The following is a 22,181-nucleotide window of genomic DNA, read 5'->3' as shown; positions in this document are numbered from 1 at the left end:
TTATTTCAGGTTGCCACTGAGGAATTGCTTCAGGCGTTCGCTTTTTGGATTGCCCAACACGTCTTCAGGGGCACCTTCCTCTTCCACCAATCCCTGATGCAGAAACAACACCTGGCTCGACACCTTGCGGGCAAAACTCATCTCGTGCGTCACCATGATCATCGTCCGGCCTTCTTCCGCCAGGCCCTGGATCACCTTCAGCACTTCACCCACCAGCTCCGGGTCCAGCGCCGAGGTCGGTTCGTCGAACAGCATGACTTCCGGCTCCATCGCCAATGCCCGGGCGATTGCCACGCGTTGCTGCTGGCCACCGGAGAGAAACGCCGGGTACTGATCCGCCACGCGTGCCGGCAAGCCGACCTTGTCCAGATAGCGCCGCGCGCGATCCTCGGCTTCCTGTTTGCTGCAACCCAGCACCCGGCGCGGCGCCATGGTGATGTTTTCCAGCACGGTCATGTGGCTCCACAGGTTGAAGTGCTGAAACACCATTGCCAGTCGCGTGCGCAGGCGTTGCAGCTCACTTGCATCAGCGACGTGCATGCCGTGATGGTCGGTGACCATGCGGATGGCCTGGTCATCAAGGCTCATGGCGCCTGCGTTGGGTTGTTCGAGAAAGTTGATGCAGCGTAAAAACGTGCTTTTGCCCGAGCCGCTGGCGCCGATCAGGCTGATCACGTCGCCGGTCTTGGCCTTGAGCGACACGCCTTTGAGCACCTGATGGTCGCCATAGCTTTTGTGCAGGCCTTCAACGGTCAGTTTGTACATGGGACAGACATCCTCAAGGCGAAAGTAGGTAGCCGCTGCGATAGGCTTCGGCGCCCGCGACGTGGGCGATCACCATGCCGGCCGTGGCCATGCGCCGCAGCGAACGGGCGTACATCAGGCCGGCAGTGGTGCAATGAACGGGGGTGATGCGATCGTTGATCGGGTCGATGATCTCGGCGATCTGTTGGCCCGCCTCCAGGTATTGCCCCGCCGTGGCGGTGTACACCAGCAGGCCGCCGACCGGCGTGGTCACTGGTTCCACCCCGGCCAGTGGCGTGGCCGGGTACGGCAATGGCGGCTGCGGTTTTGTCTCACCGACGATGGCATCGGACTGGATCAGATAATCGATCAGCGCCTGACAGTCGCGGCTGGCCAGGGGGTGATTGACATCGCCCTGACCGCGCAACTCGACGGTCACTGAAAAACTGCCCAGCGGAATCTCGAACTGTTCGCCGAAACGCTCCCGTAGTTGCCACCAAAGCAGGGTGAAACACTCATCGAACGACTGTCCTCCCGAGTCAGTGGCCAGCAGACTGGCCTGCGAGCCCATGTAACGCGCCAGCGGCTCGACCTGCGGCCACGCTTCGGGCGTGGTGTAGAGGTGAACCACGGATTCGAAATCGCAGTGCAAGTCCAACACCATGTCGGCATCGCAGGCCAGCCGTTGCAGGGTCAGGCGCTGTGATTGCAGTTGCGTGCTGGCGGTCTGGCGGGCGAGGGCGTGGCGCAGGCTGGTGCGGATCAGTTCGAGGTTGCGTTGCGGGTCATCGCCCAGCTTGCCCTCGATGGCGTTGCCGATTTCTTCGCTGAGGTCGACGAACCAGCGATTGAAATTTTGCCCGCTCTCCAGTTCGTAGCGGCCCAGTGGCACGTCCATCAGCACTTGTTCGAGGCCGATCGGGTTGGCCACCGGTACCAGCACGATCTCGCTGCGCAGACGGCCGGCCGCCTCCAGCTCTGCAAGGCGCTGCTTGAGATGCCAGGCCACGAGCATGCCGGGCAATTCATCGGCATGCAGCGAGGACTGGATGTAGACCTTGCCTCTGGCCTGTTCCGGGCCAAAGTGAAAGCTGTGAATCTGTCGTGCGGTCCCCGGCAGCGGGGCGAGCAGGTCATGTATCTGGTGTCGCATGTTCTTTCTCTTTATTCCTGAAAGCGCGGCTTAGTGAGTCGGCCCGAGGAAGGCCAGCCATCGGCGTTCGGCGAGGCGAAACAGGCCGACCAGCGCAAAAGTAATGGTCAGGTAAATCAGCGCGGCGATGCCGAACGATTGAAAAGTCAGAAAGGTCGCCGAGTTGGCGTCCCGGGCGACTTTCAGGATGTCGGGGATGGTCGCGGTGAAGGCCACGGTGGTCGAGTGCAGCATCAGGATCACTTCGTTGCTGTAGTAAGGCAACGAACGCCGTAGGGCCGAGGGCATGATCACGTAGGCATACAGCTTCCACCCGGTCAGACCGTAGGCCTTGGCCGCTTCGACTTCGCCGTGGTTCATGCTGCGGATCGACCCGGCAAAAATCTCCGTGGTGTAGGCGCAGGTGTTCAGGGCAAACGCGAGGATCGTGCAGTTCATCGCATCGCGAAAGAAGCTGTCGAGGATCGGCTGCTCGCGCACCGCGGCGAGGCTGTAGATGCCGGTGTAGCAAATCAGCAGTTGAATGTAGAGCGGCGTGCCACGGAACAGGTAGGTGTAGAACTGAACCGGCCAGCGGATATAGAAGTGCGGGGAAACCCGAGCGATCGACAGCGGAATCGACACAATGAAGCCGATGAAGATCGAAGCACTGAGCAGCCACATCGTCATCGCCAGCCCGGTGATGTTCTGGCCGTCGGTATAAAGGAAGGCTTTCCAGTATTCCTGCAGGAGTTCGATCATCGTACGGCCTCCCGGGAACCGGCGGCATAACGGCGTTCAAGCCGGCGCAGGATGAAATTCGAGGCACTGGTGATCAGCAGATAGATCAACGCGGCGAGGACCAGGAAGTAGAACAGTTGATAAGTGCTTTTACCGGCGTCCTGCGCGGCTTTGACCAGATCGGCCAGACCGATGATCGACACCAGCGCCGTGGCCTTGAGCATCACCATCCAGTTGTTGCCGATGCCCGGCAGGGCGAAGCGCATCATTTGCGGGAACACCACGAAGCGAAAGCGCTGGCCGCGTTTGAGGCCATACGCAGTGGCGGCTTCAACCTGCCCGCGTGGTACGGCGAGGATCGCGCCACGAAAGGTTTCGGTGAAATACGCGCCATAAATGAAGCCCAGGGTCAGCACTCCGGCGCTGAACGGGTCGATCTCGATGTATTCCCATTCCATGTAATCGGTCAGCGACGTCAGCCAGGTTTGCAGGCTGTAGAAGATCAGCAGCATCAGCACCAGATCCGGTACCCCGCGGATCAGCGTGGTGTAGAGCTGGGCGGGCAGACGCACCAGTTTGACTTTTGACAGCTTGGCACTGGCGCCGAGCAGGCCGAGCAACACGGCCACCAGCAGCGACATCGCCGATAATTTGATGGTCATCCAGGTGCCTTGCAACAGCAACGGGCCGAAACCCTGAAGGCTGAACGCGGAGAGCCCCAGATTTTGTAAGAGGTTTTCGAACATAAATCAGCAACCTGAGCGGATGGAAAAGGCGCCCATCGAGGATGGGCGCCGGGGCATTATTTGCCGCTGTACAGATTCAGATCGCCAAAGTGTTTCTTTTGAATCTCGGCGTATTTGCCGTCGTCGTGTAACGCTTTGATACCTTTATCCAAAAGCGCTTTCAGCTCAGTGTTACCTTTCTTAATACCGACAGCAGTTTTGGCCGGCAGCAATTCGCTGTCGACGGGCTTGCTGACTTCGTAGCCTTCACCTTTTGGCGACTTCAGGAAGCCCAGTTCGGCTTGCAGCATGTCCTGAATGGCCGCATCGAGACGGCCAGAAGTCAGGTCGGAGTAAACCTGATCCTGATTCTGATAGGCCTGAGTCTTCACGCCAGCCTTGTCCAGCACGGCTTTGGCGTAGGCTTCCTGAATGGTGCCTTGCTCGTAGCCAACGGTTTTGCCCTTGAGGGAGGCGACGTCTTCGCTCAGGCCGGAACCCTTCTTGAACACGTAAGCGGTCGGGCCGGAGAACAGTTCGCTGGAGAAATCGATGACTTTCTCGCGAGCCGGCGTCACGGTCATCGACGAGATCACACCGTCGAATTTGTTGGCCTTGAGGCCCGGAATCATGCCGTCGAAGTCACTTTCGACCCACTTGCACTTGACCTTCAGTTCGGCGCAGATCGCGTTGCCCAGATCGATGTCGAAGCCTACCAGGCTGCCGTCGGCCGCTTTCGACTCAAACGGTGCGTACGAAGGGTCAACGCCAAAGCGCAGCTCTTTGTATTCCTTGGCCAGCGCGGAGCCAGCGGCCATGCACAACGCCAGTGCAGAAAGGGTCAGCAATGCTTTTTTCATTATTCAATCCCTAAGAACCAATATGAGCGCTTGTGGCGCAGAATTATTGTTACTGGAACGCGTACGACCTATAGAAAGTAGCAATTTCCGAACCATAGTCCCGAACAAGTGTTTTAAAAGGTGGGATTAATAGATAAGCAGAAAATTGATGCACGGAAACGGGCATCGCAAATGTGATGCACTTTTTGTGTGCGAGATCGTTCCCGTGCGGTGCGTGGGAACGATTGCGGGTGAGGGTCAGGCCAACAGATCCTGCAACGTCGCCAGGCTATCGGCCTCGTCCACAGTCTTGTCCTGCCGCCAGCGCAGCATCCTCGGAAAACGCACGGCGATTCCGCTCTTGTGCCGGCGCGAGAGGGCGATGCCTTCAAATCCCAGTTCAAACACCAGGCTTGGTTTCACACTGCTGACCGGGCCGAATTTTTCCACGGTGGTTTTGCGCACGATGCTGTCGACCTGCCGCATTTCGGCATCCGTCAGCCCTGAATAGGCCTTGGCGAACGGCACCAGTGCGCGCTGACTGGACTCGGGCGGGCCGTCCCACACGGCGAAGGTGTAATCGCTGTACAGGCTGGCGCGGCGGCCATGACCGCGTTGTGCATAAATCAATACCGCGTCGACACTGAAGGGGTCGACCTTCCATTTCCACCACACGCCCATGTCTTTGGTGCGGCCCACGCCATATAGAGAATCGCGTGCCTTGAGCATCATGCCTTCGACGCCCAGGCGCCGCGAGGCTTCGCGCTGACGGGCGAGGTCGAACCAGTCCGTGCCGGTCAATACTGGCGAGGGCAGCAGCACCGGGCTGTTGCAGCGGGCGATGACATCCTCCAGTTGCGCGCGGCGCCGGGCTTGCGGCTGATTGCGCCAGTCTTCGCCTTGCCATTCCAGCAAGTCGTAGGCGAGCACCACCACCGGTATGTCTTCGAGGATTTTCTTGTCGAGGGTTTTGCGCCCGATTCGCTGTTGTAGCAGGGCGAACGGTTGCACCGCGGGCGGCTCGGTCGATTGCGGATCAAAGGCATCTTCGGTGTGCGGACGGGTGCTTTTCCACACCACAATTTCACCGTCGATGACCGTGCCATCGGGCAAACCGTGGACCAGCACATCCAGTTCGGGGAAGCGCTCGGTCACCAGTTCTTCGCCGCGCGACCACACCCACAACTGGCCGTCACGCTTGACCACTTGCGCGCGGATGCCATCCCACTTCCATTCCACCTGCCAATTGCTTGCAGGGCCGATCAGCGCTTCGAAATCCTCAACCGGTTGCGACAAGGCATGCGCGAGGAAAAACGGGTACGGCTGGCCACCGCGCTGAGCATGCTCGTCGGCAGATTCTGCGGCGATCAGCTTGAGATAACTGGCTGCATCGGGCCGATTCGACAGGTCGGTGTAACCCACCAGACGCTGGGCGACACGTTTGCTGTCGAGCCCGGCCATCGACGCCAGTGCGCGGGTCACCAGCAGTTTCGATACGCCAACGCGGAAGCTGCCGGTGATCAGTTTGATGCACAGCATCAGGCTCGGCCGATCCAGTTGCACCCAAAGTGCGGGCAATTGCAGTGAAAGAGACTCCGGGGTTTCACCGCGTAGCGGTAGAAGTTTGTCCTCGATCCATTCGGCGAGGCCGGCGTCGGAGCTGTGCGGGTTTTCCGGCAGTACCAGCGAAATGGTTTCCGCGAGATCGCCGACCGATTGATAGCTCTCCTCGAACAGCCATGGCGTCAGCCCGGAGACCGCGACCGCCAGTTCGCGCAGGATCCGCACCGGCACCAGTTGCCGTGGCCGGCCACCGGACAAAAAGTACACCGCCCACGCCGCATCTTGCGGTTCGGCCTTGGTGAAGTAGGCCTGCATGGCGGCCAGTTTGGCGTTGCTGGACGTGGTGGCGTCGAGTTCGGCGTACAACTCGGCGAAGGCTTTCATGCTGGTATCTCTGCGATGGTCGGAGTGGCAGCGGCGCTATCTTCTTCGTCATCGCCGTATTCGGTGTTGAAGCCTTGGGCATCGAGACCTTGCTCGCGCAGATGGCGCACCAGCACACCAATTGAGCCGTGGGTGACCATCACCCGTTCGGCGCCGGTCTGGTCAATCGCCCACAGCAGACCGGGCCAGTCGGCGTGGTCGGACAGCACGAAACCGCGATCGACTCCACGCCGCCGACGCGTGCCGCGCAGGCGCATCCAGCCACTGGCGAACGCGTCGCTGAAGTCACCGAAGCGCCTCATCCAGGTGCTGCCGCCGGCTGAAGGCGGGGCGATGACCAAGGCCTGGCGCATGATCGGATCGCTTTTTTTCACATCACCGGCGTAGATCGTCGGCGGCAGGTATACGCCGGCGTCGCGGTAAACCCGGTTCAACGGTTCGACGGCGCCGTGGCTGAGGATCGGCCCGAGGCTTTCGTCGATGCCGTGGAGGATTCGCTGGGCTTTGCCGAAGGAATAGCAGAACAACACGCTGGCCTTGCCGGCGGCGATATTGCCTTTCCACCATTCGTTTATTTCGCTGAACACCTGCGCCTGCGGCTGCCATCGATAGATCGGCAGGCCGAAGGTCGATTCGGTGATGAAGGTATGACAGCGCACCGGTTCGAACGGCGCGCAGGTGCCGTCCGGCTCGATCTTGTAATCGCCGGAGGCGACCCAGACTTCACCGCCATATTCCAGGCGTACTTGCGCCGAGCCGAGCACGTGACCGGCCGGGTGGAAACTCAAGGTGACACCGTGGTGGGTCAGGCGTTGGCCGTACGCGAGGGTTTGCAGGTTGATGTCCTGTCCCAGGCGCGAGCGGAGAATCCCTTCGCTGGCGCTGCTGGCCAGATAGTGCTGGTTGCCGGTGCGGGCGTGATCGCCGTGGGCATGGGTGATTACCGAACGCTCGACGGGGCGCCAGGGGTCGATATAGAAATCCCCGGCGGGGCAGTACAAACCTTCCGGGCGCGCGATAACAAGATCCATGTCATTGCCAGAATGGGGGGCTTGTTAGCTATGAGGTTGGCGCGAGGGTGGAAGTTCTATTGGATTTTCAGGGGTGAAAATCAAAAGATCGCAGCCTTCGGCAGCTCCTGCATTTGTCTGTGTAGGAGCTGCCGAAGGCTGCGATCTTTTGTTCTTTCTCTTACTTGCCCGGTGTCAGGGTCAGACGCGCCTTCCCATAAACCCGATCAAAGTTCTGTGGCTGCATCGGCAATCCGATGTACTGCCCCTTGAGCCACTGATCGATGCCGTTAAGGTAATTCGGGCTAAGCGGATTCCCCGACTGCCCTGTGCCGTTTTGCCCCATCAAGGGTTCGGTCTGACCGAAGTCGACGATAAAGCGCATCGATGGCGCGCGGGTAGTAGTGAAGTCCTGGCCCCAGGCAAACGCCGAAGTATTCAGCGTCGTGTGATCGCCGCCTGCCGCCAGCGGCCCGCGAACGGTCTGGCCATTGGCGTTCTTCCACGCATAGCTGTGCAATTTGCCCCACTGCCAGGTCTTGTGATCACCGCCCAACTGACTGTCGCCAGCGTTGATCGCCGCCGCCAGGCTGCGGGCGAGTATCACTGCCTTGTCTTCTTTTTGCGGCGTGCGAAGGTCATCCCAGAACGGACTGTCCTCGCGCTCCAGCAAATGATCGGCCTGCGCCGGGTAGGACAATTCGCCGTTAGCGATAAACGCTTTCCACGCCGGGCTGGATTCGGGACCGAGTTCGTCGAGGAAGATCTGTTTCATGCTTTCTTGCAGGAACAGTTCATAGATCGCCGCATCAGCCGAAGTCGGGCTGAGCTTGCCGTCGAACGCCATCAACCGCGTGAACGCCTCACGCGCCTTGCTGCGATCGGCTTCCGGCAGGGCATCAATCGCCTGTTTCAGCGGCTGCTTCATGCCTGGCGCTTCGAAGACTTTCTTCAGTTTGGCGGCGAATGTTGTGGTCTGGTCGTATTGCATGGCGATCACGCTGCGGCTGTCGTGCTTGCCGCTGCCGGCCAGTTCTGCCAGACGCTCGCCGCGTTCCGGCGCAGCCCAGGAGTTGGATAACTGCATCCCATAACCATGCGGGATGACTCGCTGGTTGGCGGTGCCGAGCCAGCCTTGCGCCGGGTCCTGATCGTAGGGGTGCAGCATCGGGTCGGCGTAACCGTCCCAGTCATAACGACCTTCCCAGCCCGGCGATGGCAGCAGGCCTTCGCCTTCACGGCGATTGGGGAAGCGTCCGGTGACTTGCCAACCGATGTTGCTGGCGTCGGCGAACACCAGATTCAACGCTATGGCGCGGATTTCCCGGCTGGCGTCCGACGCGCGTTCAACGTTCTGTGCACGGCTCAGATCAAAAAATGCGTCCAGCGATTTGTCGTCGGTGAAGCTTGGCGTCTGCAAGGCCAGGCCGTAGCCGCTGCCTTGCGCCGCAGCCTTGGCACTGTTGAGCAGTGCGCCGTGACGGGTTTCGTACACCGCTTCGCGAATCGGTCGCTGGCCTTTGACGAAGTAGGTTTCGTTGCGCACGCCCAGTGGCTGCCATTTGCCATTGACCTCGTAGGTCAGGCTGCTGCCCTGGCGACGGATTTTTTCCAGGAACAGATCCTGATTGTCGCCGAGCACGCTGCTCATGCTCCAGGCCACTTTGCCGTTGAAACCACCGAGCACCATCGGCAGACCGGCAACGGTCACGCCGGCAGCCTGATATTTCGGCGCGCGGATCTGCACGAAACTCCACAGCGACGGCGCGGCCAACGGGCCGTGACTGTCGCTGGCCAAAAGACTTTTGCCGCTGCGGCTGCGTTGCGGGGCGATGGCCCAGTTGTTCGAAGACGTGGCACCCAACAGGTTCAACGTCGACAGCTGTTGGCTGGCGCTGCTCAATTCGCTCAGGCCGGGGATCTGCCCGTTGAGCTTGAGGCCTTGCAGCTTGTCGGCTTCGCCCAGCGGCAGGTTTTCGTCAGGCGCCGACGGGGTCAGCCATGCAAGCTTGTCGGTGGTGACGGTCTGTGCCAGTACCAGCGAAGCGATTTCTTCCGGCAGGTTGGCCGACTGGCTGAAGTTCAGCAGGACGAAAATCAGCGCCGAATCTTCTGGTTTCCAGTATTCAGGCTTGTAGCCACTGGAGGCGAGGTCGCCCGGCAGCTTGTCGGCGTAGCGGAACAGGTAGGCGTTGACGCCCCGCGCATAGACTTCGAAGAAGCGCTTGAGCCGGGGGGAGGAGGCTTTGTACAGCTCACCGGCGCTCTTCTTCAGATTGACCGCGCGCATGTAGCGGTCGGCGTCGAGCATCGACGCGCCGGACATTTCCGCGAGACGGCCCTGAGCCAACAGGCGCAGGGTGACCATCTGATTGATGCGGTCGCTGGCGTGGACATAGCCAAGGGCGAACAGGGCGTCGTGGAAGCTGTTGCTTTCGATCAACGGCATGCCCATGGCATTGCGGCGCACTGAAACGTTCTGCGCCAAACCCTTGAGCGGTTGCACGCCAGAGGTGGGCGGGAGGGTGTCCTGAGCGTTCCAGGTCTGACAACCGGTCAGGCTCAAAACACCGGCCACTGCTGCGGCAACGCCGAACCGGGGAAGAAAATGTGTGAGGGCTGGCGAGGCCATGGCAAAGCTCCTGCGGGGGTGTAGAGGCTGGGGGCGCAATAAAGGCGCTACGTTAGTGAGCAGGAGGATGCCGCGCAAGCGGGGCGAGTGGTTATTTCTTGCCACTGATCGATGATCGTTTCATGGCTTGCCTGGTTGAAGGGAGAGATGCTGAACTGCGACAAATCAAATGACCCTCGCGAGAAAACCGCCATGGAGCTTCAGGCCAACGCTGCACTGATCATCATTGACCAGCAAAAAGGCATCCTGCATCCGCGTTTGGGGCGGCGCAATAATCCACTGGCTGAAGAACGCATCCTCGATTTGCTGAGTTTTTGGCGGCGCAGTGGGCGGCCGGTGATTCATGTGCAACACCTGTCGCGCTCGCCGGATTCAGTGTTCTGGCCCGAGCAGGAAGGGGTGGAGTTTCAGCAGAGATTTATGCCCCGGGATGGCGAATGGCTGATTCAGAAACAAGTGCCGGACGCTTTTTGCGCCACTGGGCTGCAAGTGCGCCTGCGTGAGGCGGGGATTGGACAGTTGATCATCGTTGGCGTGGCCACCCACAACTCGGTGGAGTCCACGGCGCGCACGGCGGGCAACCTGGGGTTTGATGCGTGGGTGGCGGAGGATGCATGCTTCACGTTCGACAAGGCTGATTTTTTCGGCACGCCGCGTTCAGCTGAAGAGGTGCATGGGATGTCGCTGGGGAATCTGCAGGGGGAGTATGCGACGGTGGTCAGGGTTGAGCAGATTCTGGCGGCAGGCTGAACCTTACTGAATGTGCCGGCCTCTTCGCGAGCAGGCTCGCTCCCACAGTAGATTGCATTGCAACTGAAGAAACTCCGTCACTGCTGGAGCTGGTTTGCCAGCGATACCGGTGTATCAGGCGACATTTCGGCCGGGAGTGCCGGCCTCATCGCTGGCAAGCCAGCTCCCACAGGATTTGCGGTGCACACAGGTGTCTTGCCTGGCACCGGTCAACTGTGGGAGCGAGCTTGCTCGCGAAGGCGGTTGATCAGGCGAAGGAATAGTTCGCCCGGAACATCACGCCCCGTGGCACTTCTTGAATTTCTTGCCGTTGCCGCAAGGGCAAGGGTCGTTGCGGCCGACGTCTTTCAGGGCGTTGCGCACCGGTTCCTGGTGGGCGTGGCCGCAGTTCGGGCCGTGAACATGGCCGTGGTCGTGATCGTGATGATGGTCATGATCATGATCGTGGTTGCAATCAGGGCCATGGACATGAGGTTGTTGGGTCATCGGTGTTGCTCCGGAATTAAATCGGCGGGGATTATCACGCCATTGCGCTCAAGGTGCACGTAGTGAGCGATGAATAAACCGGTTTCCATTTCCCCCTGCAATCGATAAGGAATCTGCTGCTTCGAGTTTTTCAGCATTTTCACCACGTCTTTTACCTTCGGCCACAGGTTGGTACGGATCGGTACTTTGAAGTACGCGCTGTGTTTGGGGCCGACGGTAAACCAGTGTTCATGCTCGCCTTCAGCCAGCAACATGTCAGCCAGATGAATACGGTATTCCAGGCCGCGCACGGTCAGATCGCTGTCGTTGGGATTGTCGATGCGAAAGTGCAGGATGAACTTCTGCTCGAGGAGTTTGGCGCGCACCACTTCGACATTGACCAAGTGTACGGCGGGGTCGCGGGTGTCGTCGGCGAACCATGAGGCGCAGCCGCCGAGCCCCAGAAACAGGAAAAAGGCGAGGGATTGCAATGCGCGTTGTTGAGCAAACATGGAGTAGCTCCTTTTGTTGCTCAGTCTAGCCCTAAAAGATTGGCCGGTTTTTTCATCTCAAGCGCCGAAATAACCCGCACAGCACTTCTTGAACTTCTGCCCGCTGGCGCACGGGCAACTGTCGTTGCGCCCCAGTTTCAACTGCACCGTTGGATCGATGAAATACCAACGCCCGGCGTTCTGCACAAATGAAGAACGTTCGCGGTGGCTGTGTTCGCCCTGGCTGTCGTGCCAGCGCGCGGTGAAGGTGACAAAGGCGTGTTCCGGCTGGCCGCCGAAGACCTCCGAGCTTTCGACCTCGAGGCCCAGCCAGGTGCTTTGCGCGCTCCAGGCACCGATCGATTGCCGGTCCAGCCCTGCTTGCTGGGCGGGCAGGGTGGTCGCCACCAGATAATCGATCAGCCCCAGCACGTAGGCGCTGTAGCGCGAGCGCATCAAGGCTTCGGCGCACGGGGCCGGGAGGCCTTCGTGATAATGACCGCAGCAGGCATCCAGCAGATTACCGCTGCCGCAAGGGCAAATGGCTGTACTCATTGCATTACCACCAGTATTTCCCGAAGTTTTCCGGATTGGCCCAGAACCGTGAGTTGAGCCAGTCGGGGACTTGTTTGTAGTCAAGCAGATCATAAGTGAACAGAGTCAGAACCTGCTCGTCGCGGGCAAAGCGCTCACTGGCTTGCAGCGCCAGCGAATAGAAATCGGTTTCCTGCCAGCCACTGGCCGACAGATCCGCCAGCACCGCAATGCGACTGGCGTTGAGATTACGAATGCCACCCAGCAGATTCAGGCCGTCGCGCTTGGGCAAATGTTCCAGGCAATCGACTACAAGGGCCAGATCGAAACGCCGCGCCGCCAGTTCAGCAGGCAAGGCTCCCGGGGCCGCATGGGCCACGCAGGTGTCCGGGTGGGCTGCTTTAAAAGCGGCCAATGCCGGGAATTCACTGGCGCCGATCAGCAGCAAACGCGCCGGGGCATAGCGATCCAGCAAAGCGGCTAACGCCTGTTGGGGCGTGCGGGAAGAAATGGCGGCGTTCATCGAAGCTCCTCAATCAGACCGCCAAGACTAGCCTGCCTGACTGCGGCAGCAAAGAGCCCTGTCTCGCAGGTTTCCAGCCAAAGCGCCGAAGTCCTGTGAACACGGTGGCAAACAGCAGTCGTCTATTGCTGGCGGAGATTAAAACTCCGGTCTTTACTCCCTGAATCGGTTTCAAGCCGATCCCTCAGGAGAAAACTAGATGAGCATAGTTCGGACAGCATTACCCTTGGTTCTGCTAACCAGTGTGTTGACTGGTTGCGCAGGTTTGCAGAAAACCGACTGGCCGACCTGTGCGGCGGTCGGAGGAGTCGTCGGTGCCGGTCTCGGCGCGACCGAGAGCGCCTCTTGGGCGGGCGGCGGCGCACTGATCGTCGGTGGTATGGCGGCGGCCTATTGCTGGGTGCACGGTGATGGCGACGAAGACGGCGATGGTGTGCCGGACAGCCGCGACAAGTGCCCGGGCACGCCTAAAGGTGTGCAGGTCGATGCAGATGGTTGCCCTCCACCAGTCCCGGCGCCAGTGGTTGAAGAAGCCGTAGTGGTCAAGGAAGAAACCATCGTCATCCGCGATGTTCACTTCCAGTTCGACAAAGCCACGCTGACCGGCGCTGACAAAATGGTGCTCGACAAGGTCGCCACGCGCCTGAAACAGGAATCCTCGACTGCGCAACTGACCGTCACCGGTCACACCGACAGCGTGGGCAGCGATGCCTACAACCAGAAACTGTCGGATCGTCGTGCACACTCGGTGGTCAAGTACCTGGTCGAGAGCGGCATACCGCAGGGCAGCTTCGTTTCGGTGACCGGTGCCGGTGAAAGCCAGCCAGTTGCGGATAACAAAACCGCTGACGGTCGTGCTCAGAACCGTCGTACTGAAATCAAAATCAACCGTTAGTCCTCTTGCATCCGCGGCTTGTGCAGTCGCGGATGCGGGTCTTTACTCCTGTGTAACCGGTATGGGCCGGTGACACAGGAGCTTTCACAATGACTGTTTTCTCAAGGTCTGTCTTGCCGGTGCTGCTGCTTGGCAGTTTGCTTACCGGTTGCGCCACTCACAGCGATGGCACTGCACCCCTCAATCAACGTACGTGGCCGATCTGCAGCCTTCTTGGCGGGCTGGTCGGCGGCGGGCTCGGCGCTATTGAAAGCGCTGGCTGGGCCGGTGGCGGCGCAGCGCTGGGGATTTTGACCGGCGGACTGATCTGTTACGCCCAGGACGGCGATGAAGACGACGACGGCGTGTTCGACCGTCGCGACCGTTGCCCGGATACCCCGGCCAACACGCCAGTCGATCACCGTGGCTGCCCGATGCCGCAGTATCCGGTCGTTGAAAAACCGGTCGAACCGGCGCCGCAAACCGAAGTCGTCACTTTGAGCGATGCCGGCGATGTGTTGTTCGCATTCGACAAGTCCGACCTGACCCCGGCAGCGACAGCCCAGCTCGATACCCTGATGGACAAACTGCGCAACGCCGATGTGGTGAGCATCAAGGTGATCGGTCATACCGACAGCAAAGGTTCGGATGCGTATAACCAGGCATTGTCGGAACGGCGCGCCAGCAGTGTGGCGGCTTACCTGCTGAGTCAGGGGCTTGCACCCAACAAACTCACCAGTGAAGGGCGTGGCGAGAGTGAGCCAGTGGCTGACAACGCAACGGACGAGGGCCGCGCGCAAAACCGTCGCGTGGAGTTACATATCAATCGTTAGGATGGGTCTGTAGTCCGCAAGCTAGAGCTGTCGGACGGCGATTAGTGTCGATCCGGCAGCCATTTGGCGGCTGCGTAATGATTTTTCATTTTTGCCTCTGGCTTATCCCCCGCAGAAGCCGTTACTGTGCGCCCAAAGAATAATTCGCAACACGGGGGAGCGTATGAAAGTGTTTTGGGGGCTGGGGCGATTATTGACCCTGCTGTTCTGCTGCGTGGTGCTGGCTAATCAGCTGGTGCCGTTCGTACATCCGCTGCACCTGTTGGTCAATCTGGCCGGCGGTCTGCTGTTGCTGATCCATGTGTTCGAAATGCTGCTGTGTAATCGCAGTCTCAAGGGGCGTCCGCACCCTTGGCGTGATCGTGCCCGCATCCTGTTGTTCGGCGTATTCCACCTGCAAACCATCCCGGCCCCGGCCGCTCCGGAGGCTTCTTCCCATGCGTAAACTTTGTCTGTTCGCTGCATTTATCAGCCCGTTGGCCTGTGCCCAGGTGGTCAGCGTCGAAACCAATTCCCTGATGCGCCTGCCCAACACCGCCGGCACCTTGCAACTTGAAAAACTGGAAGTGGCCGATTACGGCACTTTGCTGATTCCCGCCAATGTGACTGAGTTGAGTGTCGGTGAGTTGCGCCTCGGCCATGAAGCACGGATCGCTATCGTTCCGGGTGAGCAGGCGCTGGACATGAAAGTCAATCGCGCAGAACTGAGCGAAGGCAGCCGGATCACCGCTCGCGGTGCCCCGGGCACTTATGAAAAAGCCGCCCGCGCAGGGCGCAATCTGAATCTGCAATTCAAGGCATTGAGCGCACCGCAGCTGCAAGTCGATGCGCGCGGCGGCACGGGCGCGCCGGGGTTTGTCGGACTTGATGGCGGCAACGGTGAAGATCCGGGCTGCACCTATGGCTCGGCCGGGCACGGTGCGGATGGCAGTGACGGCAGCGATGGCCAGCCAGGTGCACCGGGTGCGCTGGTACGGCTTGAAGTACCGCGCGAATTTCCGGTCGAGCTGATCAAGGTCAATGTGGCTGGCGGCGCCGGTGGCCCGGCGGGTGTTGGCGGCAAGGCTGGGAAAGGCGGCAAGTCCAAGGGCTGCCTGGTGTACCGCGCCGATGGCGGCAAGAGCGGCAAGGCGGGGGCTGATGGTCAGCCGGGGCCTGTGGGTGCGGCGGGTGCGGTGACTGTGCAGCGCCTGTAGAAGCTCTCCCTCACCCCAGCCCTCTCCTTGGGGGAGGGCTAGGGTGAGGGGCTTTTGATCTTCAGCGTCCGTACTTCAGAACATCGGCCGAGCCGCCGCAATCGCCACCAGCAGCAACCCGACAATCAGGTTAAGTCCCACCACCCGCCGAATCCGCCCCAGCACCACCGCACCCGCCGGCCAGTCCTTCGCCTCAACCGCTTTGCGCAACTCCGGCAGCATCAGCCCCTGAATTCGGATAAACAGCGCGGTCATCACCACATACAAACCCATCATCACCTGCACGTATTTCGGTGCGGTCTCGAACCCGACTTGCTGCAGATGCAGCATACCCACGCCGCTGATTGGCAACAGGATCACCGCGACCCAGACCCAGCGGAAAAAACCTTGAAATACTTCTACCCACAGCGTCAGTCGATTGGGGCCGTCCAGAGCCTTCATAGCCGCGGGGCGCAAGACTATCCAGGCGAAAAACATACCGCCGACCCACACTAAAGCGGCCAGCACATGCAGGGGATAAACGAGGCTAAAAGGTGTCATTGAGGTACTCCGTTCTGCGCGATAACGATTCGCGGGGTATGATAGCCGCCGAACCGAACCACTGAAAATTTATCCAGCGTTTTTGCGCCCGACACTCAATGATCAGCACTGAACTCAAAACCACGATCCAGGGCGCCTATTCGCGTTTTCTAGAGGCCAAGAGCCTCAAGCCGCGTTACGGCCAGCGTCTGATGATCGCTGAAATCGCCAAAGTCCTCGGGGATATCGACACCGACGACGAAGGCCGGCGCAGTGGCGACCCCGCGATTGTCGCGGTGGAAGCCGGCACCGGTACCGGCAAAACCGTGGCCTACAGCCTGGCGGCGATTCCGACAGCGAAAGCTGCCGGTAAACGCCTGGTGATCGCCACCGCGACCGTGGCCCTGCAAGAGCAGATCGTCTACAAGGACTTGCCTGACCTGATGCGCAACAGCGGGCTGAATTTCAGCTTTGCGCTGGCCAAGGGCCGTGGTCGCTACATGTGTCTGTCCAAACTCGACATGCTGTTGCAGGAAGGCCACGCGCAAACCGCCACCGCTCAGCTGTTCGAAGAAGAAGGCTTCAAGATCGAGGTCGATGAGGCCAGTCAGAAGCTGTTCACCAGCATGATCGAGAAGCTCGCCGGCAATAAATGGGACGGCGACCGCGACAGCTGGTCGACCGCGCTCGAAGACGCCGATTGGGCGCGACTGACCACCGACCACAGCCAATGCACCAACCGCCATTGCCCGAACTTCGGCCAGTGCGCCTTTTACAAGGCGCGCGAAGGTATGGGCAAAGTCGATGTCATCGTCACCAACCACGACATGGTCCTTGCTGACCTGGCATTGGGCGGCGGCGCCGTGCTGCCTGACCCCCGCGATACCATCTACGTATTCGACGAAGGCCATCACCTGCCGGACAAGGCGATCGGCCATTTCGCCCATTACACGCGTTTGCGTTCCACCGCCGACTGGCTGGAAACCACCGCCAAGAACCTCACCAAGCTGTTGGCCCAACACCCATTGCCGGGCGATCTTGGCAAGCTTATCGAGCAAGTGCCGGAGCTGGCGCGTGAGATCAAGGCCCAGCAGCAGTTCATGTTCAGCGCCTGCGAGCAAGTTGCCGATTTCAAACCCGGCGAAGACGTCGAAGGCCGTGAGCGGCCGCGCCATCGCTTTGTCGCCGGGGTCATTCCCGAGCACATGCGTGAAATGGGCATCGAGCTGAAAAAAGGCTTCTCCCGCCTCAATGACCTGTTCACGCGCCTGACCGACCTGCTCAAGGAAGGCATGGATGGCGAGGTCAACATCGGCATCGCCAGCAATCAGGCCGAAGAATGGTATCCACTGTTCGGCAGCCTGTTGTCGCGGGCGTCCGGCAATTGGGAACTCTGGACCGCGTTCACCGCCGAAGACCCGGAAGACAGCCCGCCCATGGCGCGCTGGCTGACCTTGGCCGAAAGCGGCTCGCTGTTTGATATCGAGGTCAACGCCAGCCCGATTCTCGCCGCTGAAACCTTGCGCCGCAGCCTGTGGAATGTCGCCTATGGTTGCCTGGTCACCTCGGCCACTCTGACCGCCCTCGGCACGTTCGACCGCTTCCGCATGCGTGCCGGTCTGCCGAAGAAAGCCGTCACCGCCGTGGTGCCGAGCCCGTTCCATCACGCCGATGCCGGCGTGTTGCGGGTGCCGGATCTGAAGGCCGACCCACGCGATGCTCCCGCCCACACGGCGGCGATCATCCGTGATTTGCCGGACCTGGTCGAAGGCTCACGCGGCACGCTGGTGCTGTTTTCTTCGCGCAAACAGATGCAGGACGTGTTCGATGGTCTGGACCGTGACTGGCGCAAGCAAGTGTTCATTCAAGGCAACCTGTCGAAACAGGAAACCCTGAACAAGCACAAAGCGCGGGTCGATGGCGGCGATTCCAGCGTGCTGTTCGGTCTGGCCAGTTTTGCCGAGGGCGTCGACTTGCCGGGCGCGTATTGCGAGCACGTGGTGATCGCCAAGATCCCGTTCTCGGTGCCGGACGATCCGGTCGAGGCGGCACTGGCGGAGTGGATCGAAGCCCGGGGCGGCAATCCGTTCATGGAAATCTCGGTGCCCGATGCTTCGCTGAAACTGGTTCAGGCCTGCGGTCGTCTGCTGCGTACCGAAGAAGACCGCGGCACCATCACCTTGCTCGATCGGCGGCTGGTCACCCAGCGCTACGGCAAGGCGATCCTCAATGCGTTGCCTCCTTTCCGTCGTGAAATATCCTGAGACATCGGTGGGCAGTTTTGCCCGCCGCGTTGTCTATCTCTCTGCCATCGCTTTTCCATTGGCCATTTGGTCGTTAGGGAGAACTCCGTTCTTATGATCCGCCGTTCGTTGCCTGCCGTATTTGCCTTGATCTTTGCTGCCCCGTTGCTGGCGGCGCCTGCTGGCCAGCAGACTCTGTTCAACTTTGTCCGTCCCGCCGACGTGGTGAAAATCGCCACGGAAAACGCCGACCTGCCGCAAGCCAACGCCGAGCAAACCGCTGAAGGTGAAGTGCTGCGCCGGGTGACGTTCAACGCGGTGGCACGTCCGACGTTGCGTCTGACCCCGCAAACCGGCGCATGGGACTGGTCGCAGTCCGGGATGATGAGCCTGCGCATTCAGAGCGCGATGAACTGGGCCGTGACGGTCTACGTGCAGATTCAAAGCAACAACGGCCAGACGCTGACCAGTCGTGTCGATCTGCCGGCGGGCCCGGCGCAAACCTTGCTGGTGCCGTTGGTGGCAAGTTCGCCACTGAGCCAGGGCATGAAGGCCGGGCCACCGATGCCGATGACCGTAGATGGCCAGCGCATTCTGCTGGCCAGCAGCAGCGGTGAGATTGATCGCAGCCAAGTGGTATCGGTGAGCCTGTCGATGGATCAGCCGAAAGTTGCCCAAAGCCTGCTGCTTGAGCGCTTTGGTGTGCAGGACGGCGAGGGGATCACGCAAGCGGTGTACGGCAATCTGGTCGACCCTTACGGACAATCGACCCGCAGCAAATGGCCAGAAAAAGTCTCCAGTGACGAACAACTCAAATCCGCCGCCGCCAAGGAACAGCAACAGCTGAAAACCTGGCTTGCCGAGCGTGAAAAGTCCTCACTGGACAAGTTCGGGGGCTGGAGCAAAGGTCCTGCGTTCAAGGCCAGTGGTTTTTTCCGCACCGAAAAACGTGACGGCCGCTGGTACCTGGTGACGCCTGAAGGGCATCCGTTCTACTCCCTCGGCGTCAACACCGTCAGCCCCGAGGTCAATCAGACCTACGTGGCGGGGCGCGAGTGGATGTTCGAATCCCTGCCAAAACCCGGTGAAGTGCTCGCCAGCCATTTCGGCGAAGGCGATAACCGTGGCGGCAACGGCGCCGATCAGGGCCGAGGCTACGGCAACGGGCGCTGGTATGACTTCTATGGCGCCAATCTGCAGCGCTTGAATGGCGAACCGTGCAAACCCGACAGCGACGTCAAGGCCGGGGTGGCCGAAGCGGCCAAGGCCGGCGCGGCTGAGGAAACCGCCGTCAATGCCGCAGAACCGATTGCCACCTCTGAGCAACCCAAGGCTGGCGTCGCTGAGGCGGCCAAAGCGGAATCGGTAGCGCCAGCGGCGCAACCGCCCGCTGCCAGGCCGTGTACTGCCACGGTCGATGAGCAGAAGTGGGCCAGTCATACCCTTGATCGTCTTCAGGCCTGGGGTTTCAACACCCTCGGCAACTGGAGTGCAGACGCCGTGGTCGATGCCGAGCGCGTGCCGTACACCTTGCCGCTGTCGATCGTCGGCGATTACACCAGCATCAGCACCGGCAACGACTGGTGGGGCGCGATGCCCGATCCGTTCGACCCGCGTTTCGCCATGGCGACCGAGCGTGCCGTGGCCATCGCGGCACGCGATCATCGTGACGATCCGTGGCTGATCGGCTATTTCGCCGACAACGAACTGGCGTGGGCCGGTCCCGGTGACGATGCGCAATCGCGTTACGCGCTGGCTTACGGCACGTTGAAAATGACCACCGACGTACCGGCCAAACGCGCGTTCCTCAAGCAGTTGCGCGACAAGTACCGCAATCAGGCGGGGCTGTCGAAGGCATGGGGTATCGATCTGCCGGCGTGGGAGTTGATGGAAGATCCGGGGTTCGTGCCGCCCATGCCGAACCCTGAGCATCCGGAAATCGAAGCCGATTTCAAATATTTCCAGAAAGTCTTCGCTGACACTTATTTCAAGACCATCTCCGACTCGCTGAAATGGCATGCGCCGAATCAACTGCTGCTCGGCGGCCGTTTCGCCGTCAGTACTCCGGAAGCAGTGGCGTCGTGCGCGCAGTATTGCGATGTACTGAGCTTTAACATGTACACCCTCAAGCCGCAGGACGGTTACGACTTTGCCGCGCTGGGCGCTTTGGACAAACCGGTATTGATCACCGAGTTCAACTTTGGCTCGACCGATCGCGGCCCGTTCTGGGGCGGCGTGACGCAACTGGCCAAGGAAGAGGATCGCGGCGCGGCGTACGCCAACTTCCTCAAGCAGGCGCTGAACGAGCCGTCGATTGTCGGGGTTCACTGGTTCCAGTTTCTCGATCAGCCCGTGACCGGGCGTCTGCTGGACGGCGAGAACGGGCACTTCGGCCTGGTCGGTGTGACGGATCTGCCGTATCAAGGATTTGTTGACGCGGTGCGCAAGGGCAATTTGCAGGCTGTCGATCAGATGGGCAAAGAGGCCGCGAAACCGCCGGCTGCGGCGGCTCATGAAGCTGAAGGCGGCCGCAAGGGTGAGGCGGGTAAAGGTCCGGGTGCGGGCCACTCTGGTGGGCATTCCGGCAATGGTCACTGAGTTTCAGGTAGCCAGGATCGCAGCCATCGGCAGCTCCTACATGAGATTGCGTTCTCTTTAGGAGCTGCCGCAGGCTGCGATCTTTTGATCTTCGGTTAGAGATGACCACCGAGCCCGCAGCTGTTCCCAAATCCCTCAAGGGCTGGAACAATGCGGGCCACTTTGTAGAGCGTTTTCGCGGGGGAGTTGCGGGTGCAGATTCAGGGACATTACGAGCTTCAGTTCGAAGCGGTGCGCGAGGCTTTCGCCGCACTGTTCGACGATCCCCAGGAACGCGGCGCAGCCTTGTGTATTCAGGTCGGCGGAGAAACCGTCGTCGATCTCTGGGCCGGTACTGCCGATAAGGATGGCGCCGAAGCCTGGCACAGCGACACCATCGCCAACCTGTTCTCCTGCACGAAAACCTTCACGGCCGTCACCGCGTTGCAACTGGTTGCCGAAGGCAAACTGCAACTGGATGTTCCGGTCGCGCGCTACTGGCCGGAATTCGCCGCCGCCGGCAAAGAATCCGTCACGCTGCGTCAATTGCTTTGTCATCAGGCAGGTCTGCCGGCCCTGCGCGAACTGCTCGCGCCCGAAGCGCTTTATGAATGGCAAACCATGGTTGACGCCCTTGCGGCTGAAGCGCCGTGGTGGACGCCGGGCACCGGTCACGGTTACGCCGCGATCACGTACGGTTGGCTGGTCGGCGAACTGCTCCGTCGTGCCGACGGTCGCGGGCCGGGTGAATCGATCGTCGCCCGAGTCGCCAAGCCATTGGGGCTGGATTTCCATGTCGGTCTGGCGGATGAAGAGTTTTATCGCGTGGCGCATATCGCTCGCGGCAAGGGTAACGCTGGCGACGCCGCTGCTCAGCGTCTGCTGCAAACGACGATGCGTGAACCCACTGCCATGACCACCCGCGCTTTCACCAATCCGCCGTCGGTGCTCACCAGCACCAACAAACCGGAATGGCGCCGCATGCAGCAACCGGCGGCTAATGGCCACGGCAATGCGCGCAGTCTGGCCGGGTTCTACGCGGGACTGCTTGATGGCAGCCTGCTCGAAAGCGACATGCTGCAAGAGCTGACCCGCGAGCACAGCCTCGGCGAAGACAAGACCCTGTTGACCCGCACGCGTTTTGGTCTGGGCTGCATGCTCGATCAACCGGACGTGCCCAATGCCACCTACGGCCTCGGCCCACGGGCCTTTGGTCATCCGGGCGCGGGCGGCTCTATCGGTTTTGCTGACCCGGAGCATGATGTCGCGTTTGGTTTTGTGACAAATACGCTTGGACCGTACGTCTTGATGGATCCGCGTGCGCAGAAGCTCGCGCGGGTGCTAGCCACTTGTCTGTAAAGTATCACCCGAGGTTCCAGGGCCGGAACCTCGAAAGGTTTTTCGAT

21 protein-coding genes are annotated in these 22,181 nt (G+C 60.5%); 8 read left to right on the top strand and 13 right to left on the bottom strand.

The features are described from left to right. The 8 genes from AB4P92_RS09070 to AB4P92_RS09035 all read right to left on the bottom strand — a co-directional run bounded on the left by AB4P92_RS09070 (position 1) and on the right by AB4P92_RS09035 (position 9,770). Positions 1-765, bottom strand: coding sequence for an ABC transporter ATP-binding protein (locus tag AB4P92_RS09070; protein ID WP_042557953.1), 765 nt, complete (start codon positions 763-765; stop codon positions 1-3). 13 nt (positions 766-778) lie between these two features. Continuing rightward, on the bottom strand, positions 779-1,897 hold the full coding sequence (locus AB4P92_RS09065; RefSeq protein ID WP_395599260.1) for a succinylglutamate desuccinylase/aspartoacylase family protein: 1,119 nt from the start codon (positions 1,895-1,897) through the stop codon (positions 779-781). Between the two features lie 30 nt (positions 1,898-1,927). Continuing rightward, on the bottom strand, positions 1,928-2,638 hold the full coding sequence (locus tag AB4P92_RS09060; protein ID WP_047300003.1) for an ABC transporter permease: 711 nt from the start codon (positions 2,636-2,638) through the stop codon (positions 1,928-1,930). Further along, entirely contained in the window at positions 2,635-3,363 is a 729-nt protein-coding gene (locus tag AB4P92_RS09055; RefSeq protein WP_042557956.1) for an ABC transporter permease, read from the bottom strand. Before AB4P92_RS09055 ends, AB4P92_RS09060 begins: the two co-directional genes overlap by 4 nt. 56 nt (positions 3,364-3,419) lie before the next feature. Then, entirely contained in the window at positions 3,420-4,202 is a 783-nt protein-coding gene (locus AB4P92_RS09050) for a transporter substrate-binding domain-containing protein (RefSeq protein ID WP_042557957.1), read from the bottom strand. Between the two features lie 237 nt (positions 4,203-4,439). Next, the gene (locus AB4P92_RS09045; protein ID WP_395599259.1) at positions 4,440-6,128 is read right to left on the bottom strand and encodes an ATP-dependent DNA ligase; all 1,689 of its coding nucleotides are present in this window, start codon (positions 6,126-6,128) and stop codon (positions 4,440-4,442) included. Beyond that, complete coding sequence (locus AB4P92_RS09040) at positions 6,125-7,159, bottom strand: ligase-associated DNA damage response exonuclease (protein ID WP_042557959.1); 1,035 nt, start codon at positions 7,157-7,159, stop codon at positions 6,125-6,127. The genes AB4P92_RS09045 and AB4P92_RS09040 overlap by 4 nt, the downstream gene beginning before the upstream one ends. A gap of 160 nt (positions 7,160-7,319) precedes the next feature. Further along, positions 7,320-9,770 carry a penicillin acylase family protein gene (locus tag AB4P92_RS09035; protein WP_395599258.1) on the bottom strand — a complete coding sequence of 817 codons (2,451 nt, stop codon included), beginning with the start codon at positions 9,768-9,770 and terminating at the stop codon, positions 7,320-7,322. 192 nt (positions 9,771-9,962) lie between these two features. Here AB4P92_RS09035 and AB4P92_RS09030 point away from each other — a divergent pair, with 192 nt between their 5' ends. After that, positions 9,963-10,520 carry a cysteine hydrolase family protein gene (locus AB4P92_RS09030; RefSeq protein WP_210622088.1) on the top strand — a complete coding sequence of 186 codons (558 nt, stop codon included), beginning with the start codon at positions 9,963-9,965 and terminating at the stop codon, positions 10,518-10,520. A gap of 276 nt (positions 10,521-10,796) precedes the next feature. Here AB4P92_RS09030 and AB4P92_RS09025 read toward each other — a convergent pair whose 3' ends face one another. Genes AB4P92_RS09025 through AB4P92_RS09010 form a run of 4 tightly spaced genes read right to left on the bottom strand, consistent with a single transcriptional unit; the run spans position 10,797 to position 12,533 of the window. Beyond that, complete coding sequence (locus AB4P92_RS09025; protein WP_008083915.1) at positions 10,797-11,006, bottom strand: SEC-C metal-binding domain-containing protein; 210 nt, start codon at positions 11,004-11,006, stop codon at positions 10,797-10,799. Continuing rightward, positions 11,003-11,497 carry an LEA type 2 family protein gene (locus AB4P92_RS09020; protein WP_042557961.1) on the bottom strand — a complete coding sequence of 165 codons (495 nt, stop codon included), beginning with the start codon at positions 11,495-11,497 and terminating at the stop codon, positions 11,003-11,005. The genes AB4P92_RS09025 and AB4P92_RS09020 overlap by 4 nt, the downstream gene beginning before the upstream one ends. A 57-nt stretch (positions 11,498-11,554) precedes the next feature. After that, positions 11,555-12,031 carry a YchJ family protein gene (locus AB4P92_RS09015; RefSeq protein ID WP_115146436.1) on the bottom strand — a complete coding sequence of 159 codons (477 nt, stop codon included), beginning with the start codon at positions 12,029-12,031 and terminating at the stop codon, positions 11,555-11,557. A gap of 4 nt (positions 12,032-12,035) precedes the next feature. After that, positions 12,036-12,533, bottom strand: coding sequence for a DUF6231 family protein (locus AB4P92_RS09010; RefSeq protein WP_042557963.1), 498 nt, complete (start codon positions 12,531-12,533; stop codon positions 12,036-12,038). Positions 12,534-12,732: 199 nt separating this feature from the next. Between AB4P92_RS09010 and AB4P92_RS09005 the strand changes: the two genes are divergently transcribed. The 4 genes from AB4P92_RS09005 to AB4P92_RS08990 all read left to right on the top strand — a co-directional run bounded on the left by AB4P92_RS09005 (position 12,733) and on the right by AB4P92_RS08990 (position 15,436). Next, positions 12,733-13,428 (top strand): OmpA family protein, encoded by a 696-nt coding sequence (locus AB4P92_RS09005; RefSeq protein ID WP_042557964.1) that lies wholly within the window; start codon positions 12,733-12,735, stop codon positions 13,426-13,428. 89 nt (positions 13,429-13,517) lie between these two features. Next, complete coding sequence (locus tag AB4P92_RS09000; RefSeq protein ID WP_042557965.1) at positions 13,518-14,240, top strand: OmpA family protein; 723 nt, start codon at positions 13,518-13,520, stop codon at positions 14,238-14,240. Positions 14,241-14,403: 163 nt separating this feature from the next. Next, the gene (locus AB4P92_RS08995; RefSeq protein ID WP_042557966.1) at positions 14,404-14,685 is read left to right on the top strand and encodes a DUF1145 domain-containing protein; all 282 of its coding nucleotides are present in this window, start codon (positions 14,404-14,406) and stop codon (positions 14,683-14,685) included. Continuing rightward, positions 14,678-15,436, top strand: a complete 759-nt coding sequence (locus tag AB4P92_RS08990) for a collagen-like protein (protein ID WP_261735156.1) — start codon at positions 14,678-14,680, stop codon at positions 15,434-15,436. The genes AB4P92_RS08995 and AB4P92_RS08990 overlap by 8 nt, the downstream gene beginning before the upstream one ends. A 75-nt stretch (positions 15,437-15,511) precedes the next feature. On the opposite strand, the gene AB4P92_RS08985 is transcribed toward AB4P92_RS08990, so the two are convergent. After that, positions 15,512-15,976 carry a CopD family protein gene (locus AB4P92_RS08985; RefSeq protein WP_395599257.1) on the bottom strand — a complete coding sequence of 155 codons (465 nt, stop codon included), beginning with the start codon at positions 15,974-15,976 and terminating at the stop codon, positions 15,512-15,514. Between the two features lie 98 nt (positions 15,977-16,074). Here AB4P92_RS08985 and dinG point away from each other — a divergent pair, with 98 nt between their 5' ends. The 3 genes from dinG to AB4P92_RS08970 all read left to right on the top strand — a co-directional run bounded on the left by dinG (position 16,075) and on the right by AB4P92_RS08970 (position 22,134). Further along, positions 16,075-18,219: an ATP-dependent DNA helicase DinG gene (gene dinG, locus AB4P92_RS08980; RefSeq protein WP_042557969.1), complete on the top strand. Its 2,145-nt coding sequence runs from the start codon at positions 16,075-16,077 to the stop codon at positions 18,217-18,219. A gap of 93 nt (positions 18,220-18,312) precedes the next feature. Then, positions 18,313-20,796, top strand: coding sequence for a beta-galactosidase (locus tag AB4P92_RS08975; protein ID WP_395599256.1), 2,484 nt, complete (start codon positions 18,313-18,315; stop codon positions 20,794-20,796). A 192-nt stretch (positions 20,797-20,988) separates the two neighbouring features. Further along, on the top strand, positions 20,989-22,134 hold the full coding sequence (locus tag AB4P92_RS08970; RefSeq protein WP_210702403.1) for a serine hydrolase domain-containing protein: 1,146 nt from the start codon (positions 20,989-20,991) through the stop codon (positions 22,132-22,134). Positions 22,135-22,181 lie beyond the last annotated feature (47 nt).

This window comes from Pseudomonas sp. A0308, assembly GCF_044218815.1.
In the GTDB taxonomy this organism is placed as follows: domain Bacteria; phylum Pseudomonadota; class Gammaproteobacteria; order Pseudomonadales; family Pseudomonadaceae; genus Aquipseudomonas; species Aquipseudomonas iridis.
The sequence above is the reverse complement of the archived record's forward strand: the minus strand, read 5'-3'. Positions and strand labels throughout refer to the sequence as shown.